At 59.9% G+C, this 16,487-nt stretch carries 21 protein-coding genes; 6 read left to right on the forward strand and 15 right to left on the reverse strand.

The features are described from left to right. Positions 1-4: 4 nt before the first annotated feature. Positions 5-625 (reverse strand): carbon monoxide dehydrogenase subunit G, encoded by a 621-nt coding sequence (locus O3A94_11435; protein ID MDA1356864.1) that lies wholly within the window; start codon positions 623-625, stop codon positions 5-7. Positions 626-753: 128 nt separating this feature from the next. Here O3A94_11435 and O3A94_11440 point away from each other — a divergent pair, with 128 nt between their 5' ends. Then, positions 754-1,377 (forward strand): hypothetical protein, encoded by a 624-nt coding sequence (locus O3A94_11440; protein MDA1356865.1) that lies wholly within the window; start codon positions 754-756, stop codon positions 1,375-1,377. On the opposite strand, the gene O3A94_11445 is transcribed toward O3A94_11440, so the two are convergent. Further along, complete coding sequence (locus tag O3A94_11445; protein ID MDA1356866.1) at positions 1,364-1,978, reverse strand: class I SAM-dependent methyltransferase; 615 nt, start codon at positions 1,976-1,978, stop codon at positions 1,364-1,366. The two genes, O3A94_11440 and O3A94_11445, sit on opposite strands and share 14 nt — an antisense overlap. After that, entirely contained in the window at positions 1,963-2,871 is a 909-nt protein-coding gene (locus O3A94_11450) for a DMT family transporter (protein MDA1356867.1), read from the reverse strand. The genes O3A94_11445 and O3A94_11450 overlap by 16 nt, the downstream gene beginning before the upstream one ends. 156 nt (positions 2,872-3,027) lie before the next feature. Here O3A94_11450 and O3A94_11455 point away from each other — a divergent pair, with 156 nt between their 5' ends. The 5 genes from O3A94_11455 (at position 3,028) to O3A94_11475 (ending at position 7,441) form a co-directional block, all read left to right on the forward strand. Continuing rightward, positions 3,028-3,603 (forward strand): hypothetical protein, encoded by a 576-nt coding sequence (locus O3A94_11455; protein MDA1356868.1) that lies wholly within the window; start codon positions 3,028-3,030, stop codon positions 3,601-3,603. 25 nt (positions 3,604-3,628) lie between these two features. Next, on the forward strand, positions 3,629-3,946 hold the full coding sequence (locus tag O3A94_11460; GenBank protein MDA1356869.1) for a TfoX/Sxy family protein: 318 nt from the start codon (positions 3,629-3,631) through the stop codon (positions 3,944-3,946). Between the two features lie 122 nt (positions 3,947-4,068). Beyond that, the gene (locus O3A94_11465; GenBank protein ID MDA1356870.1) at positions 4,069-4,764 is read left to right on the forward strand and encodes an urease subunit beta; all 696 of its coding nucleotides are present in this window, start codon (positions 4,069-4,071) and stop codon (positions 4,762-4,764) included. Positions 4,765-4,768: 4 nt separating this feature from the next. Next, entirely contained in the window at positions 4,769-6,478 is a 1,710-nt protein-coding gene (ureC, locus tag O3A94_11470; GenBank protein ID MDA1356871.1) for an urease subunit alpha, read from the forward strand. Positions 6,479-6,610: 132 nt separating this feature from the next. Next, positions 6,611-7,441 carry a phytanoyl-CoA dioxygenase family protein gene (locus O3A94_11475; GenBank protein MDA1356872.1) on the forward strand — a complete coding sequence of 277 codons (831 nt, stop codon included), beginning with the start codon at positions 6,611-6,613 and terminating at the stop codon, positions 7,439-7,441. 26 nt (positions 7,442-7,467) lie between these two features. Here the strand turns inward: O3A94_11475 and O3A94_11480 are convergent, their stop codons facing one another. The 12 genes from O3A94_11480 to O3A94_11535 are packed head-to-tail and all read right to left on the reverse strand — an operon-like array spanning position 7,468 to position 16,403. Next, positions 7,468-8,028 (reverse strand): DUF1353 domain-containing protein, encoded by a 561-nt coding sequence (locus O3A94_11480; GenBank protein ID MDA1356873.1) that lies wholly within the window; start codon positions 8,026-8,028, stop codon positions 7,468-7,470. A gap of 53 nt (positions 8,029-8,081) precedes the next feature. Continuing rightward, the gene (locus tag O3A94_11485) at positions 8,082-9,062 is read right to left on the reverse strand and encodes a ChaN family lipoprotein (GenBank protein ID MDA1356874.1); all 981 of its coding nucleotides are present in this window, start codon (positions 9,060-9,062) and stop codon (positions 8,082-8,084) included. After that, positions 9,063-10,760, reverse strand: a complete 1,698-nt coding sequence (locus O3A94_11490; protein MDA1356875.1) for a Na(+)/H(+) antiporter subunit D — start codon at positions 10,758-10,760, stop codon at positions 9,063-9,065. Continuing rightward, entirely contained in the window at positions 10,747-10,989 is a 243-nt protein-coding gene (locus O3A94_11495) for a hypothetical protein (protein ID MDA1356876.1), read from the reverse strand. Before O3A94_11495 ends, O3A94_11490 begins: the two co-directional genes overlap by 14 nt. Positions 10,990-10,999: 10 nt before the next feature. Continuing rightward, a complete protein-coding gene (locus O3A94_11500; GenBank protein ID MDA1356877.1) occupies positions 11,000-12,466 on the reverse strand; it encodes a proton-conducting transporter membrane subunit in 1,467 nt (488 codons plus the stop codon). After that, positions 12,463-13,944, reverse strand: a complete 1,482-nt coding sequence (locus O3A94_11505) for a monovalent cation/H+ antiporter subunit D family protein (protein ID MDA1356878.1) — start codon at positions 13,942-13,944, stop codon at positions 12,463-12,465. Before O3A94_11505 ends, O3A94_11500 begins: the two co-directional genes overlap by 4 nt. After that, positions 13,941-14,309, reverse strand: coding sequence for a cation:proton antiporter subunit C (locus tag O3A94_11510; GenBank protein MDA1356879.1), 369 nt, complete (start codon positions 14,307-14,309; stop codon positions 13,941-13,943). The genes O3A94_11505 and O3A94_11510 overlap by 4 nt, the downstream gene beginning before the upstream one ends. A gap of 22 nt (positions 14,310-14,331) precedes the next feature. Next, on the reverse strand, positions 14,332-14,745 hold the full coding sequence (locus O3A94_11515; protein MDA1356880.1) for a Na(+)/H(+) antiporter subunit B: 414 nt from the start codon (positions 14,743-14,745) through the stop codon (positions 14,332-14,334). After that, positions 14,742-15,353 carry a DUF4040 domain-containing protein gene (locus tag O3A94_11520; protein ID MDA1356881.1) on the reverse strand — a complete coding sequence of 204 codons (612 nt, stop codon included), beginning with the start codon at positions 15,351-15,353 and terminating at the stop codon, positions 14,742-14,744. The genes O3A94_11515 and O3A94_11520 overlap by 4 nt, the downstream gene beginning before the upstream one ends. Continuing rightward, positions 15,305-15,637 (reverse strand): monovalent cation/H(+) antiporter subunit G, encoded by a 333-nt coding sequence (gene mnhG, locus O3A94_11525; protein ID MDA1356882.1) that lies wholly within the window; start codon positions 15,635-15,637, stop codon positions 15,305-15,307. The genes O3A94_11520 and mnhG overlap by 49 nt, the downstream gene beginning before the upstream one ends. Beyond that, on the reverse strand, positions 15,634-15,903 hold the full coding sequence (locus O3A94_11530; protein ID MDA1356883.1) for a monovalent cation/H+ antiporter complex subunit F: 270 nt from the start codon (positions 15,901-15,903) through the stop codon (positions 15,634-15,636). The genes mnhG and O3A94_11530 overlap by 4 nt, the downstream gene beginning before the upstream one ends. Continuing rightward, positions 15,903-16,403 carry a Na+/H+ antiporter subunit E gene (locus O3A94_11535; GenBank protein ID MDA1356884.1) on the reverse strand — a complete coding sequence of 167 codons (501 nt, stop codon included), beginning with the start codon at positions 16,401-16,403 and terminating at the stop codon, positions 15,903-15,905. Before O3A94_11535 ends, O3A94_11530 begins: the two co-directional genes overlap by 1 nt. Positions 16,404-16,487 lie beyond the last annotated feature (84 nt).

Consider the following 16,487-nt stretch of genomic DNA (forward strand, 5'->3'; position numbering starts at 1 on the left):
GAATTCAAAAAACGCCGGCGGCCCACAATATCAGCACCGCTACCAGGCCGATGATGCCGACGACCCAGGCCGGGGTTGGAATGCCGCGCCTAGATGGTGAGGCGGCGGCTGCAGTTGCCGGCGTGGCGCTGGCGGGCGCGCTCTCGGCGCTCTCAGCACTTTCGGGCGCTGTATCAGTTTTTTCGCCGGGGCTCAGTTTCTCCACCAGGGAGGTGAAGAATTGTGCGGCCAACTTCTTGGTAACGGAATCAATCAGGCGCGACCCGATTTGTGCCAATTTTCCGCCGACCTTGGCCTCAACCTCATAGCGCAACAGCGTGCCGCCATCCTGCTCGCTGAGATTGACGCTGGCCGAGCCGGAAGCGAAACCGGCGGTGCCGCCCTGGCCTTCGCCACTTAGCTTATATCCGTTGGGCGGATCGAGATCGGAAAGTGTCACAGCGCCGGTGAACGTTGCTTTGACCGGGCCAATCTTGGTGGTGATCTTGGCCGTCATTTCAGTGTCGGAGATTTTTTCCAACGTCTCGCAGCCGGGCAGGCAGGCTCGCAACATGTCCGCATCGTTCAGTGCTTCCCAAACGGTTTGCTGACTGGCCGGGATGAGATGTTCGCCGCTTAACTTCATGTTGCCTCCGCTAGGCAGGGATAATTTCGATTGATCTTAACAATCTTAACAGTTTCTTTACGGCGAATTTCCCACAATGTTGAGCGTATGCGCCACCTCCCGCGCTTCATAGCATCCAAGCAGAGAACATGACACCACCGATCGTTTCATCGACATTCGATATCGCCCATTGGTTTTTACAGCGCGGTGAATTTGAGGGCATCTTTGTTTCACCGCTCAAGCTGCAACGCCTGCTTTACTTGGCGCAGGCTCGCTATGCCGGCCAGCATGACGGCGCACCTCTGATGCCTTCAGTTTTCGTGGTCAGTGAAGTCGGGCCGCTTGAGCCCAATTTACATCGCGCCATTGAACATGAGCCGCCCAAGGTCTCTGTCCATGATCTGCCCGAGAACATCATGGCGTTCGTCGAATCGATTTGGCGCACCTTTGGTACGCGTGAGATAGAAGCTTTAAACCGCTTGGCGATGCAGGATTTGGCCTTCAAGGAAACCGAGAGGGTGAGCGGAGTGGCCGCGATTATCGATCTCGACGTGATGTGCCGGCATCACACGCCAAACAAAAAGGCCCTGCCGCTCGACAAAATCCCCGACAGAATGCCCGACGATGTTCCGGATTTTATTGCCGATATCATCTCTGCCGCGCGTGATGAGGCGGACCGCACCGGCGCTCGCGAAGAAGTTGCAGACACCGGCCGTGACCGGCCTACCGTCCCGTGGATTCCCGGCCTTGCGGCGGGAATTAGCCGATCATAAACACGTCGTAGCGCGTCGTTTTTCCACGAATTTGATGTGATGGCGGTGCCAATTCCGCCATCCCTTCGGCGCGCAGCGGGTATTTTAGCACCACTCTTTTCGTTGCGACGGTGAGAGCCACCCGCATGAGATCTGCGGCGTCCGGGTCGCTGCCGACAATGGCGCGCAAGAGGCGCATTTCCTTCTTTACCAGCGCCGTATTGCCGCGCGGCGGGTGCATCGGATCGACCAGCACCATTTCGGGCGCCAACTGCGGCAGCAGCGCTTGGGCGTCACCGAATAGAAGGGTCATGCGGGCCACGGTTTCCGCGACCTTTCCGCCGGCCGCCTCGGCGCGCGCCAGGCCGTCCTGCAACAGGGCGTAAATTTCTGGCGAGCGTTCTATCAGCGTCACCTCTGCACCGAGCGAGGCGAGCAGATATGCATCGCGCCCAAGCCCAGCCGTGGCGTCCACAACCGACGGCGTGCGGCCCTTGGTAAATCCAGCGGCGCGCGGCAACGCTTGTCCACGACCGCCGCCGGCGCGCTGGCGGTGGCCAACTGCGCCGCCGGTGAAGTCGCAGATCAGCCCGCTGTCGTTCGTGCTCAAGCTCTCTTCCATAATCGTAGTGCCAGTTTGAGAAGTCGTCCGTCGATTGCGCCGAGGCCAATGCCGATGATCGCCATGCCGATAAAATGATTAACTTGCAGGCGTTCGGCTAAGAATGCCGCGCCGAGAATAATCGCGCTCACCGGTATGAGAAAGGTCACAAGCATCAGGTTGGTTGCGCCTGCCGTCGCTAAGATACGGAAATAGAGGATATAGGCGAGCGAAGTGGAGAGCAGCGCCAGACCGGCCAGGGCGAGCCAAGTGCCGCCGCCCGGCATGTCCACGACCCAGGGCCGGTCGACCACCAGTGCCACCGGCAACAACATCAGGCTGGATGCTGTGATCTGCCCGGTGGCCGTGACAATCGGCGTCACGTGCATGCGTTGAAAGCGCCGCCCGTACACCCCACCGAAAGAGTAGAAAAGTGCCGCACCGAGCAGTGCGATATGTGCGAGGAGAGAATACTCAAATCCCTCGCCGGCGTCGCTGCCGATCAAAATGACGATGCCGACAATGCCGACCGCAATTCCCGCTAGCCGACCCCCCGACAGGCGCTCGTCTGAAGTCATGAAATGCGCGACAACGACGGTAAACAACGGTGTGGTGGCCAGTAAAATGGAGGCGAGGCCGCTCGCGACGTGACTCTGACCCCAAACGATCAGCGAAAACGGCATGATGTTGTTGAGAAACCCCATGGTGAAGAATGCGCGCCAGATTCCGAAGCCGGTTGGCATGCGCTCGCCCATGACCCGGACGATCACATGTAGGCCCAGTGCTGCGATACCGACACGAAGAAATACGATCGTGAAGGTCGGCAGCTCGATGACCGCAATTCCGACGAAATAGAACGAGCCGCCCCACAGCATAGAGAGGACAATCAACATGCCCCACTCACGCGGCGTCATCGATCTGTTGATTACTTGGCTCAAGATGACCTACTCCTACCAACTATCCCGCAAGCTACTTGTCGGCCCGACGGCGGAGCAACCCGCTTCTTGCGGTCGCCGCGCTAGATGCCTTACGGTGAATGTTCAGAACATTCTAAACAGGGGAGAAAGCTCATGAGCGATGCGGTCGTGTCACATAAGGTTCATTTTACCGGCGAAAATTCCTTTTTACGGCTGTGCGCCGAGGAGGGCGGGGCAGACACCACCACCTGCGCCCATTGGCGCGGCTTGATTTCGCCGGCCGGACCCGGCCATGTGCTGTTCCTGCAAAGCGAAGTAACGGACGGGAAAATCCGCGTCTATAGCGACAATGAAGGTTTCGCTCGTTTTATCCAGATCATCGAGGAAACCCTGCATCCGGAGACCTTTGCCAACAAAGATCTGCCGATCATTGCCGCCAAATTTTCCAATTCGGGTGATATTGGCACCAGCTTCACCGAGACTGTCTCTTCAGCCGAGGGTGAAATCGTCATGCGCTGGAGCGATATGGGCGAGCCCTTCATGCTGGCCATATCGCCGGGCAGCGAGAGCCTTGGCGAGTGGGGCGTTTATAGCTGCCTGACGCCGGCGGCAACGGCTTCGCTGACTGTGGCGGGCCGCGCCGCTGCCGGAAAGACCTACCCCGACATGATGGCCGGGCATCCAAGCGGCATGTCGTGCCTCGCCTGGTCCGAAACCTGGGTGCGCTGACCTGATTGCGCAGAGGATCAGACGGGTGACGGACAAAAAAGCGGTGATGGAGAAATTCTTGGCGACCATAGCGCCGCTCGGCCCGGCACGGGCAAAAGCGATGTTCGGCGGTTATGGCATCTTTCTCGATGATGACATGTTCGCCAAGATTTCGTCCAAGGGCATCGTCGCGCTAAAAGGAGACACTGAAAATCTGCCGGCCTTCGAAGCTGCGGGCATGCCCAAGGCGGGCAAAATGCCATATTACGAAGTGCAGGCGGTAGATCTCGAGGACAGCAAGAAAATACTGACTTGGGCGCGTTCTTCCGTGGCCGCGGCATCGCGCCAGGCCAAGAAAAAATAGCTTCAGGCGACGCTTTTCACGTACTCGCCAGCGGCTGAGATCGCCACGTCGCGACACAATGGGCGAAGCATTCGCCTTTCCCTGAACGAACGAAACGGGACAATCTTTTTTGGGAGGACACAATGAATTTAACACCGACCGAACTCGAACGGCTGACGATCTTCGCGGCGGCCCAACTGGCGCGCGAGCATATAAAGCGCGACATCAAGCTGAGTCACCCGGAGGCCGTCGCCTATGTGTGTGACGAGCTGCTGTATGCCGCACGGCAGGGTAAATCGCTCAAAGATGCGATGGGCATGGGCTCTCAATTGCTCACCACGGACGATGTGCTCCCAGGAGTTGATGATCTCATGCCGGTGCTTCATATCGAAGCGATGTTCCCGGACGGCACCAAGCTGATCACCGTGCATCAGCCGATCCGGCCCGGTAAGATTGCGCAACCGAAGCGCAGACCGCCCGGCGAGATCGTAACTCCCGACGAGGAAATAGAGCTCAACGCGGGACGGCGGAGTGCCACGCTCAAGGCAACAAACACCGGTGACCGGCCGATCCAGATCGGTAGCCATTTTCATTTCTTCGAGGTCAACAAGATGCTCGAATTTGATCGCGAGACAGCGTTCGGCATGCGCCTCGATATTCCGTCGGGCACGGCGGCGCGCTTCGAACCGGGCCAGCAGAAGGAAGTCGCGCTGGTCGAGATTGCCGGTGCGCGCAATGTAACGGGGTTCAACAATCTGACCAACGGCTCCATCCGCTCCGAAGAGGTCAAACAACAAGCGCTGGAGCGCGCTCGTCAACAAGGCTTTAGAGGAGCATAGGACAATGGTAAAAATCACACGCGAGCAATATGCCTCTTTCTATGGGCCGACCAAGGGCGACAAAGTCCGCTTGGGGGATTCTTCTCTCTATGCGGAGATCGAGCACGACCACACGAGCTATGGCGATGAATGTTGGGTCGGCGCGGGGCGCACCATGCGCGACGGCATGGCCTATGACGCGCATACCTCGCGCGCTGACGGTGCGCTCGACATGCTGATGGAAAACGCCACGATCATCGACCCGGTGCTGGGTATCATCAAGGCCGACATCGGCATCCGCGACGGCAAAATCGCCGGCATCGGCAAGGCCGGCAATCCTAATATCCAAGACGGTGTTGACCCCAACATGGTGTGCGGGCCAAACACAACCTATTACCCAACTGGTGGACTGATCGTGACGCCGGGCGGCATTGACGTCCACACCCACTTTTTTTCGGCCGAGCAATGCGACCATGCGATTGCTACGGGGCTGACGACGATGATTGGCGGCGCGTTGGGACCGCTCTTTTCTATCGACTGCGGCGGCCCCTGGAACACCCATCGCATGATCGAGGCGGCGGAAAGTTTTCCGATGAATTTCGGCTTCCTAGGGCGCGGCTCATCGCACGACCCGAATACCATCATCGAGCATCTGGACGGCGGCATCATCGGCGTCAAAATCCACGAGGATTATGGCGCCATGCCGGCGACCATCGACGCCTGTCTCACGGCCTCTCAGGATTATGATTTCCCGGTACAAATCCATACCGATACGATGAACGAAGCGGGCTTTTATGAAAGCACCGTCGCGGCGATCGCGGGACGGACGATCCATATGTATCACGTTGAGGGCGGTGGCGGTGGCCATGCGCCCGACATCATCCGCTGCAATGGCGAGTTGAACTGCCTGACTTCATCGACCAATCCGACCAACCCCTATACCAAAAACGCTTTCGACGAAGGCCTCGACATGACGATGTCGTGTCATCTCCTGCGCTACGACCTTCCGGAGGATGTGGCGTTTGCCGAAAGCCGCGTGCGTCCCGGCACCATGGCGGCGGAAGATGTGCTGCACGACATGGGCGCGATCGCCATGTTCGGTTCCGACAGTCAAGGCATGGGGCGTATCAACGAAGTGATCTCGCGCTGCTGGCAACTTGCGAGCAAGATGCGAGATCAACGCGGTCGTCTGCCTGAAGAAAAATCCAGAGACGCCGACAACGAGCGCATCAAGCGCTACATCGCGAAATACACGATCAACCCAGCGCGCGCTTTCGGCATCGACAAATATGTCGGCTCGCTTGAGCCCGGCAAGATGGCCGATCTGGTGACGTGGAAGCCATCGTTCTTCGGCATCAAGCCTGTTGCGACCATCAAGGGTGGCTTCGTTGCCCATGGCGCGACCGGCGACAGCGCGGGCAGCTATTGGGCGACAGAGCCGGTGAAGCAGCGCGCGCAGTTCGGCGGAAGCGGCCGGGCGCCGGCCTCGCTGAGTGCGGTATTCGTGCATCAGCGGGCGCTCGACATCGACGTGCCGGGCAAGCTCGGGACCAGCAAGCCGTTGCTGCCCATCGGTAGCTTCACCAAATTGAGCAAGAAGGACATGCTACACAACGACATCTGTCCGGAGATCAGAGTCGACCCGAATTCCTGGGACGTGTTCGTTGATGGCGAACTCGCGACCTGCGAACCGGCAGACGAAGTTTGCCTCGGGCAGAACTACATGTTGCGATGAGCCGCGCAGACGGGACAGACGGCGACGCGGCGCTGCTTAGCGACTAGCTCCGGCAAGTCGCGACTTAATCGGCACGAAGCACTGGGCTATCGCGACTTGCGTGATGTGGGGGATAGAGTGGAGTCTATGGCTATGAACCGCCTGATTGGCGAGAGCGAGATCGAGGCTTACCGGCGCGATGGTGTGGTCGTACTACGCGGCGCCGTCGACGCTAAGTGGATCGATACGCTGCGCGTCGCCGTGGAAAAGGACCTCGTCTTTCCAGGCCCGCACGTCGAGGTCTACACAAAACTGGAAGATCCCGGACTGTTTTTCAATGATTTCTACATGTTCAAACGGATTCCGGAATTCCGGGAATTCGCCCTCAACGGGCCGGGCCCGGAGATCGCAGCGCAGCTTATGGGCGCGGCACAGATCAACCTGTTTTTTGATCATCTGTTCGTGAAAGAGCCGGGCACGCGCGAGAGCCGTGTGCCATGGCATCAAGACCAACCGTATATGGCAGTCAATGGCGAGCAGTTTTGTTCAATGTGGGTTCCGTTGGACCCAATTTCCGAAGATACAATGCTCGAATTCGTTCGCGGCTCACATCGCTGGGGCAAGTGGTATGCGCCGTTTGACAAGATGCGTGATGGCAGTTCTTTTGAGGGCGAGAAATTCGAGAAGGCGCCGGATATCGATAAGGAACGTGACGCTTACGACATCGTATCGTGGACCCTCGAGCCTGGGGATTGTCTTGTTTTTCAAGCGCTCTTGTTGCACCAAGGCAAAGCGAATCTCACGGCGACGACCAGGCGCAGGGCAATCGTCGGCCGCTACCTGGGCGATGATGCAACCTATTCTGTTCGTGTGCCGCCATCGGAATTTCCGCACCAGGACCCGGCAATAGCGGACGGCGAATTGATGCGAAATTCTCCGGACTTTCCAAAAGTTTGGCCGCGCTCCGAAGCCGGTTCCGACTAGTTCGTCATCCGGCCATAGACCGGCATTTAACTCTCGCGGTCGTGGCCGGGATCGAGATGCGGCAGCCAGTCGTCCATGCGCTGCTTGAGCGTGTAGGATTTGGCTTTGAACACGCGCCAGCCGATACCGGAATGTACCGCCGCGAACATCAAGTTGCGCTTGAGTAAGCCGACTCCTGACTCCTTAAGACCAGTGAGAAACATCTTGTCGGCAAATCTCCAGTCCTGGCGCGCGGCAGCCGCACGGTGATCGGTCCAGGCCATGTAGAGATAATCGTGCAGTATACTGATTTCTAAATGCTTGCCGATCGGCCCGACAACGAACCATAGCGCCTGCGGCACCGAGGCAAGGTCGGTATAGAGTCCGCGCGGTGCGGTGACGGTGACGGAATAGGACGTGCCATTCTCGAGATGAACGGTCATGGTTGCGCTGATATCCCCGGCCAGCTGCCATAGCGAATTGGGCGGCCTGTCGAGATGCACCTTGGCGTGGCGCACGAAACTCAACTCACCGGCATAGGTGAGGTCTGTGATTTTCTCGACTTTGTCTTGCGGAAACGGATCGGCGCCGGGTTCCCATTCGGACATCGCTTGCTTCCTCGCACGTTGCGTACCAGCCTTCGAGTATAGTGCGGCCCGGTCTATTCCCCGCGCATTTTCTTGAGCTGCTCTTCGAAGCGCTCGCAGGCATCGCGGATATCGACGCGCGGCGTGAACCAGACATAGTCGAACGGCAGAGCCTCGCCGCCGAACGGCGTGGCGTAGGCGGCTGCGGCGTCCTCGCCCGCGCTCACTTCCAGAAAGGCGAGGCTGATGATGGCGCGGCCGGGCGCCATTCGGCGGAGATGGAAGGGGACGGCGCGGTCGCTGCGCGCATGGCCGGCGCCGGCGATTAAGACAGCCCCATCGATCTCGCCGGCAGCGCTCATTTCGCGCGCCAAATGCGCATCGCGGGCGAATTGCGCGTAGGCCATGGCCTCGATCATCTCTTTATTGGCGTAGCCACAATGCGCGGCATCGATCTCCTGATTCAAATTATCTTCATCCACCGCCGGCATCGGGCGATCCAGTTGCAGGCGTTGGACAAGCTCCGGCGCCGTACCGGCCAAGCCCGATTGTGCCAGAACGCGGACTTCGGCTCGGGTCATATTGGCAGCGCGCAATTCTAGGCCGGCGTGCAAACCCGCTTCGGCGATGGGCAGGTAGAGTGCCCAGTCGGGCCAGCCGGCTTTTTCCCAACCGACCGCCGCGCCGATCCCCGCGGCATCGCCGGGCGAATTTGCTAAATGCGCGCTAAGAGCCGCAGCTTGCGACATGTCGAACATCTCGAAGGCCAGCACCGGGCGGCGGCCCGCATCCGCTAGAGCGGTGACGATATCGGCTTGCAGCAGATGGTGATCCGGATTGTCGTGCGTTTCACCAAGCAGGATGAAGCGAGCCGGTGCGAGGGCGGCAAACAATTCCGCGCGTTCGATGAAGCGGGCTTCGGCGACATTCCAAATGCGGCCGGTTAGTGCGTGGTCGCGGTAGTGTTCGGCGCGCCATAGGGAAGGCGCGGCGCAACCGCCAAGCAGCGTCAGCACGACCAGGAGACAAGCGAATAGACGTCTGTTCGGCATCATCTAGAGATAATAGAGGATCAGGCAGATACCAAGCAGCACAACAATCCAGAGCGCGGCAAATCCGGTGCTCCAGGTGCGGGCGAGGACGCTGGCCGGGCCGTAATGACGCGCCGCCGCGCGCTGCAACAAGCCACTGCCATGCGCTGCCAGGCGCGCGCTGCCTTGCTCGGCTTTTATCCAAAGGCGTTCGCCGCGCCGCGCCGCGCCGAGGCCGAGGCGGCGGTAGAGCCAATCGGCATCGAGATTGACGGATGGCAGTTCCGGCGGATAGAGCTTAGCCAGGTTGAGCCAGGCGAAGGCCAGCGCCGAGAAAAACAGCAACTGCAGTTGGGTGAGCACATGGTCCGCCGTGTACGGTGCGTAATCCACATCCCACGGCAAAAGACCATACAGCACACTCGGGAAGACGCCGATGCCGATGCACAGCAGCGCGCTCAACCCCATTGCGAGCAGCATATTGAGCGGCGGCTCGCGGGTGCGAATGCCGGAATCATGGGCGAAAAACGCGAAATAGGGAATTTTGATGCCGGCATGATGAAACACGCCGGCGGAAGCAAACAACAACAGCAGCCAGACGACCCAATGCCCTTCGTCCGCCACCGCCACCATGACCATCGATTTGCTGACGAATCCCGAGAATAGCGGGAACGCCGAAATCGACGCCGCGCCGACAATACAGAGACCGGTGGTAATCGGCATGCTCTTATAGAGGCCGCCCAGTTCCGAGCCGTTGATCTTGCCGGTTTGATGCAGCACCGCGCCCATCGACATCAGCAATAGCCCCTTGAACAGCACGTCGTTGAAGGCATGGCTGATGGCGCCGTTCATCGCCAATTGGCTGCCGATGCCGATGCCGACCACCATGAAGCCGACCTGGTTGATCAGGCTGAAGGCGAGCACGCGGCGCAGATCATTTTCGATCACGGCGAAGAAAATTGGGAACATGGCCATGGCGGTGCCGATATAGATCAGTACCTCGGTGCCGGCGTATCCGCGCGCCAGCCCGTAGACCGCGACTTTGGTGGTAAAGGCGCTCAAGAAAACCATGCCGGTGGGCGTCGCCTCCGGATAGGCGTCGGTGAGCCAGCTATGCACCAAGGGAAAGGCGCATTTGATGCCGAAGGCGGTGAAGATGAGAATACCGGCGAGTGAGCTCAAGCCCATTGGACCGAAAGCTGGCGAACCGGTCTCAGATATATGTAGGAGCGCACCGGCGAGCAGCAGCAGGCCGGAGGATATTTGCATCGTCAGATAGCGCAGGCCCGCCGCACTGGCGCGCGGTGTGCGCCGCGCCCAAATCAAATATACCGATGACACCGCCATGATTTCCCAGGCGACGAAGAGCGTAATCAAATCACCGGCAAACACCGCGCCGAGCGCACCGCCGGCATAGATCAACGCCGCGACCTGCTGCATCCGGTCTTTGAGGTGGAAGGCATAGAGACAGGCGAGGAATGTTGCGAGGTGAAACAGAATGCCGAACAGCAGCGACAGTTTGTCGGAGCGCACCAACTCAAGTTGGGTATCGAACAACGCCACTTGCAGGCCGCCGCCGCCGTCGGCGATATACCACAGGTTCCAGCCGCCGAAGATCGGCACCATCAGCGTCAGGATCGGGCGCAGACGGCCCGGCGCCAACGCCACCAGCAGCGCCCCGGCGAAGAAGATCAGGAAGGGCGGCAGGCTATCGATCATAATAATCTTCCGGGCGCATCACCAATTTGCGCAGGACCTTGGCCGCAAACACCAGCGCGACGCAGGCGACGAAGCCGTAGAAGCCGTAAAAACCGAACCAACCCTCCCAACTGAACAAATCATGGCGGTGGATCACCAGGTCGAGCAGCAGCAAGACGATGCTGACGGCGAGGAGGATGCGCACCATCAGCACCACGTTCTTGCGTTTCTCGATCCAGGCTTTATCGCTCATGCCGCTATCCTCACATCCCGACCAGCGGCCGCAGCAGGTTGAATAAGAACTGCGGATAGGCAAATAGCGCCACCGAACCGAGCGCGGTGATCGAGATCGCAACCAATTGTAACTTCGGCGCTTCGGTGATGCCGCCGGCGACCGGGAGCGGCTGCCCACCGATTGGGAAATAGGCACGCGCAATAATGGGCAGAAAATAAAGCGCGTTGAGGAGCGAACTGATGAGCAGCACGGCAAGCACCCCATATTCGCGGTCGTCGAGCGACCCGAGCACGAGGTAATATTTGCTCCAGGCGCCGGAGAAAGGCGGCAGGCCGATTAGCGCCAGCGCGCCTATCGTGAACGCGCCCATGGTTACCGGCATGCGCCGGCCGATGCCGTCCAATTGGCTGATATGCGTTTTTCTCGTCGCCGTGTAGATCGCGCCGGCGCAGAAAAAAAGCGTGATCTTGGCGAAACCGTGCATGGCGATGTGCAAAGAGGCGCCCATCACCGCATGGGCATTGGCCATGGCGACACCGAGCACAACGTATGAAAGCTGGCTTACGGTCGAATAAGCGAGGCGGTGTTTCAAATTGTCCTGGCGGAGTGCCAGGAGCGAGGCGATCAAGATGGTCGCGCCGGCAACATAGAGCAGCCATTCGCCGCTGGCGAAATCGCGTATCGCATCGAGGCCGAAGATATAGAGCGCAATTTTGACGATGGTAAACACCCCGGCCTTGACCACCGCGACGGCATGCAGAAGGGCGCTAACTGGCGCCGGTGCCACCATTGCCGCTGGCAGCCAGCCATGAAACGGCATCAACGCCGCTTTGCCGACGCCAAAGACGTAAAGCACCAACAGGACCGCCATGACGGGCTCGGATACGGCGCCCATGAGAATGCCGCCAGCGCGGAAATCAAGCGTCCCAACCGCCACCCACGTCCAGAGGATTGCCAACAACAACAGCATGATCGAGGTCGAAAGGAGAATTGCCAGATAGCGCCGCGCGCCTCGGCGCGCCGCCTCGGTGCCGCTATGGGCGACAAGCGGATAGGTGCAAAGAGTGAGCGCCTCGTAGAAAAAAAACAGGGTCAGCATGTTGCCGGCAAAGGCGATGCCGATGACGCTCGCTAGGGCGAGCGAAAAGCAGACGTGAAACCGCGTCCGATGCGCCTCGCCGTTGGCGGCGAGATAACTGATCGAATAGATCGTGGTGATAATCCAGAGGAATGACGCGAGCAGCGCGAACAGCATGCCGAGCGGTTCGACCTCGAATGCGAATTCGAGGCCGGGGGCGAACTCGAACAGGCTAATGGACGGCCGGGCTCCGGCCATGACCGCGGGCACGAGCGCCGCCACCGCGGCCAACAGCCCGCACGACGTTATCAATGACGTTTCGTTACGCAAGTGGGCAAAGCGTCCGACAACCGAAAGCAAAACCGCGCCACCGATGGGGATCGCCAGGGCCAGCAGAATGAGCGCGCCGCCGCTCATTGCGCTTGCCCCAACAGCATCTCTGCCCCGCGTTCAGCAATACTGACGGTAATATCGGTATGAACGCCAAAATAGATCGAGGCGGCGAGCAGAATCCAGGTTGGGATCAACATCTGCAATGGCGCTTCTCGGATCGCCGGCGCACCTGGCGGGGGCGGATGGAAATAGGCGGCTTCAATCACCCGCCCGACATAAACCAGAGCCACCAGCGAGCCCATCAGGATTAAGACAGCGACCGGCCAGAGGTCGGCTTCAAGTGCGGCTTGTACGAGATACCATTTGCTGACAAATCCGGAGGTGAGCGGCACGCCGACCAAGCCCAACCCGCCGATAATTAACGCCGCCATGGTGAACGGCATGCGCCGGCCGAGGCCATGAAGGGCGCTGATTTCGACTGAGCCGGTGCGGTACATCATGCAGCCGAGCGCTAGGAAGATTCCGCCCTTCATCATCGCGTGATTGAAGATATGCACGATCGCGCCGGTCAGCCCGCTGGTCGAGGCGAAGCTGATGCCGAGCCCCAGATAGCCGATCTGGCCAATGCTGGAATAGGCGAAGAGGCGCTTCAGGTCATGCTGGAATATCGCCACGCCCGAGCCGACCAGAATGGCGATCAGCGACAGCGGCATGAGGATTTCCATCAGCGGCATGCGCTCGAAGGAAAACTCCAGGCCAAATAGGGTAAAGACGAAGCGCAGCAGCACATAGGCGCCAACCTTGGTCGCCGATGCAGCGAGAAAGGCAGAAACGGCGGAGGGCGCCTCGGTATAGGCGTTGGGCAGCCACATATGCAGCGGAAAGAGTGCGAGCTTGATCAGCACGCCGACGGTAATGAACGCGAAGGCGGCATATATGGGCCGCATATCGGGCACCTCGGCCACACGCACCGACAGATCGGCCAGATTGAGCGTCCCGGTCATCATGTAGAGGAGGCCGATACCGATCAGCAGGAACGTCGCGCCGATGGTTCCCATGATCAGATATTGAAAGGCGGCGGCGCGGGCGCGGCGTGAGGACCCCAGGCCGATCAGCACATAAGAGGCGAGCGACGAAATTTCCATGAAGACGTAAATGTTGAACGCATCGCCGGTTGCCGCGATGCCGAGCAAGCCGGTTAATGCCAGCAGATAAACGCCGTAGAACAGATTGTGCCGAGGTGCTGCGATCTCGCTGGCGACACTTTGGCGCATATAGGGCGTGACTACGGCGGCGACGGCAGAGATCACCAACAGCACGAAGCAGTTGAGCGCATCGAGGCGGTATTCGATGCCGAACGGCGGCGCCCAACCGCCGAGATGGTAGGAAATAACACCATCCGCCATGACCCGGATCAGCAACGAGATCGACATCGCCAACAGCGCCCAGCTCACCAGGGTGGCGAAGGCCCAGGCCAGGGTGGGCCGGCGCAGAAGTACACAGAGCGGTGCCGCGATCAGCGGTAGCGCGACCTGCAACACAGGAAGATGGCTGGCGATCATGCGCTGCCCGGCCCCGGATCGCTATCCGCATCGTGAATCTCGTCTTCCTCGACCGTGCCATATTCGCGCTTGATGGCAATGGCGAGGGCCAGCCCGACCGCCAGAGTCGAGACCGAAACCACGATGGCGGTGAGAATCAAAACATGCGGTAGCGGGTTGGAATAAACGCTATAGGCGTCATCCAGGATCGGCGCTGTGCCGCCGGTCACCTTGCCGATGGTGATGAACAGCAGAAACACCGCCGTCTGAAACAGGCTGAGGCCGATCAGCTTTTTGATCAAATTGTGGCGCGCCACCACGGCATAAATACCGATTGTTGCGAGCGCAATCGCGGCCCAATAATTGACGTGGCTGAGGATATCCATTGTAGCGGTCCGCCCGTCCGTTTCAGCGCCGCCGGGCGAAGCTAAAGAAGATAATCATCATCACCGCGGCAACCGCCATGCCGACGCCGATTTCGACGATCAAAATGCCGATATGATTGCCATGCGCCGCGTCATGCGCGAGCACGCCATATTCGAGAAAGCGCCCGCCATAGATGAGATTGGCAACACCCACGCCGGCATAGAGCAGCACGCCCAAGCAGGCAATGGAGACCAATACCGTCATCGGCGCGACGCGGCGCGCCGTCCCGATCTCGAAAACAATGGCGTAGAGGATGAACGCGGTCGCAACGATGACGCCTGCTTGAAAGCCGCCGCCGGGGCCGTAATCGCCATGCATCTGGACGTAAAAACCGAACAGCAGAATGAATGGGATGAGCAGCTTGGCCGTCACCTTAAGGACGAGGAAATCGCTCACGCTGAATCCTCCTTGGCCGGCGCTGCGGCGCTTCGCCGGCGCCGTGTCGCGCTGCTCAACAGCACCAGCACGCCCATGCCAGCCGTGAAGACCACCGTCACCTCGCCTAAGGTGTCGAAGCCGCGGTAGCTGGCCAGCACGGCGGTCACAATATTTGGCACGCCGGTTTCGGCTTCGCCGCGCTGCAAATAATAAGGCGCGACATGAAGCTGCGCCGGGGCATCGGCAATGCCGAACGCCGGCATGCCGAGGGTGGCATAAATCAGCAATCCGGCGGTGGCGAGTGAGATGGCAAGCGGAAACCACGGCCGCGTGCGGGCGCGCTTTTCCTCGCGCCCGGTAAGCGCGATGGCGAGCAGCATCAGTACCGTGGTGACGCCAGCGCCGACGGCGGCTTCGGTGAACGCGACGTCGACGGCATCCAGCACCACCCACAGCGCCGCCATCAGCAGGCTGTAAATACCGAGCACCATGGCCGAGGCGAGCAGATTGCGCAGCCACACCGCGGCGATGCCGGTGGCAGTGACAAAGATCAGCAGGATTATGTTGAGGATAAGGTCTATGGCTCGCCGTCCTTGTCGCGCGTCTTGTCGCGCGGCCGTGTCCACGGCTTGAGCCCGTCGAGCAGCGCCGCATGGGCCAGGGCGTGCGTGGCGACCGGGCTGGTGAACAGCAAGAATGCGAAAATCAGCGCCAGCTTGACCGATACCAGCCAATCGCCCGATTGCAGCAGCAGGCCCAACAGGAGAAATCCGGCGCCGGCCGTATCGGTGATTCCGGCGGGATGCATGCGGGTGAACAAGTCCGGCATGCGCCAAATGCCGATGCCGCCGACGAGCACGAAAAATGCGCCGATAGAGATCGAGATCCAACTGAGAATGTCGAGAATCACGATTGTTTGTCCACCTGCGCGCGCCCGCGTTTGACGTAGCGCAACACAGCAATCGTGGCGACGAAATTGATCAACGCGTAGAGCAACGAAATATCAAGGAAATCCGGCCGCCCGCTGATGAAGCCCATCACCGCGATGAGCAGCACCGTCTGGCTACCGATATGATTCACCGCCAGGATACGGTCATACACCGTCGGCCCGGCAAAGGCCCGGGCAAGCGCCAGGAACATCGCGGCGATTAGAGCGGCGGCGGCGGCGATGAACATCACGGCCCGCCACCCGCCGGCCCGGCCGCTTTGGTTGGCGCGGCCTCGGTGGCGCTGACACGGCGGTCCATATCGTCCGTTTTCAGGTCTGCCATCGCCGCGCGGGTGAGCGCGTGCACTTCAATTTCGCCTTCGCCGACATCGGTTGAGACGGTGCCGGGGGTGAGCGTAATCGAGTTGGCGTACATGACCCTGCCGAGGTCACTGCGTTGGCTGCTCGAAATACGCTCCAGCACCGGATCTATATCGAGACGCGGTGCCAGCACTTTGCGCGAGACGATCAGCGACCAAAGGATGATCTGCCCGGCCAGCCACAGCCAATAGAGCGGCAGGCGCCACACAGGGCCGATGAAATCGCGCCGCCGGTCCAGTAGGTCCATGCGCAACGTAATGGCGACGGTTATCGCGGAACAAATAGCCCCAGCGATGAGGAGAAAGGGAGTGAAATGGCCGGAAAGGATCACCCAGGTGCCGAATAGCACCGCGAACAGGCCGACCACGTGCAACAATATTCCCTCCGCTAAGATAGAACCCGCGAAACGCCCAAAGCCAAAGGGAATCGGTACGATTCGCCGTTCAATTAT

This window comes from Pseudomonadota bacterium, from assembly GCA_027624955.1.
Lineage (GTDB): Bacteria > Pseudomonadota > Alphaproteobacteria > UBA828 > UBA828 > PTKB01.

Coding starts and splice junctions, on each gene's coding strand:
- O3A94_11435 (MDA1356864.1), bottom strand. CDS start 625: ATGAAGTTAAGCGGCGAACATCTCATCCCGGCCAGTCAGCAAACCGTT.
- O3A94_11440 (MDA1356865.1), top strand. CDS start 754: ATGACACCACCGATCGTTTCATCGACATTCGATATCGCCCATTGGTTT.
- O3A94_11445 (MDA1356866.1), bottom strand. CDS start 1,978: ATGGAAGAGAGCTTGAGCACGAACGACAGCGGGCTGATCTGCGACTTC.
- O3A94_11450 (MDA1356867.1), bottom strand. CDS start 2,871: ATGACGCCGCGTGAGTGGGGCATGTTGATTGTCCTCTCTATGCTGTGG.
- O3A94_11455 (MDA1356868.1), top strand. CDS start 3,028: ATGAGCGATGCGGTCGTGTCACATAAGGTTCATTTTACCGGCGAAAAT.
- O3A94_11465 (MDA1356870.1), top strand. CDS start 4,069: ATGAATTTAACACCGACCGAACTCGAACGGCTGACGATCTTCGCGGCG.
- ureC (MDA1356871.1), top strand. CDS start 4,769: ATGGTAAAAATCACACGCGAGCAATATGCCTCTTTCTATGGGCCGACC.
- O3A94_11475 (MDA1356872.1), top strand. CDS start 6,611: ATGAACCGCCTGATTGGCGAGAGCGAGATCGAGGCTTACCGGCGCGAT.
- O3A94_11480 (MDA1356873.1), bottom strand. CDS start 8,028: ATGTCCGAATGGGAACCCGGCGCCGATCCGTTTCCGCAAGACAAAGTC.
- O3A94_11485 (MDA1356874.1), bottom strand. CDS start 9,062: ATGATGCCGAACAGACGTCTATTCGCTTGTCTCCTGGTCGTGCTGACG.
- O3A94_11495 (MDA1356876.1), bottom strand. CDS start 10,989: ATGAGCGATAAAGCCTGGATCGAGAAACGCAAGAACGTGGTGCTGATG.
- O3A94_11500 (MDA1356877.1), bottom strand. CDS start 12,466: ATGAGCGGCGGCGCGCTCATTCTGCTGGCCCTGGCGATCCCCATCGGT.
- O3A94_11505 (MDA1356878.1), bottom strand. CDS start 13,944: ATGATCGCCAGCCATCTTCCTGTGTTGCAGGTCGCGCTACCGCTGATC.
- O3A94_11510 (MDA1356879.1), bottom strand. CDS start 14,309: ATGGATATCCTCAGCCACGTCAATTATTGGGCCGCGATTGCGCTCGCA.
- O3A94_11530 (MDA1356883.1), bottom strand. CDS start 15,903: ATGTTCATCGCCGCCGCCGCCGCTCTAATCGCCGCGATGTTCCTGGCG.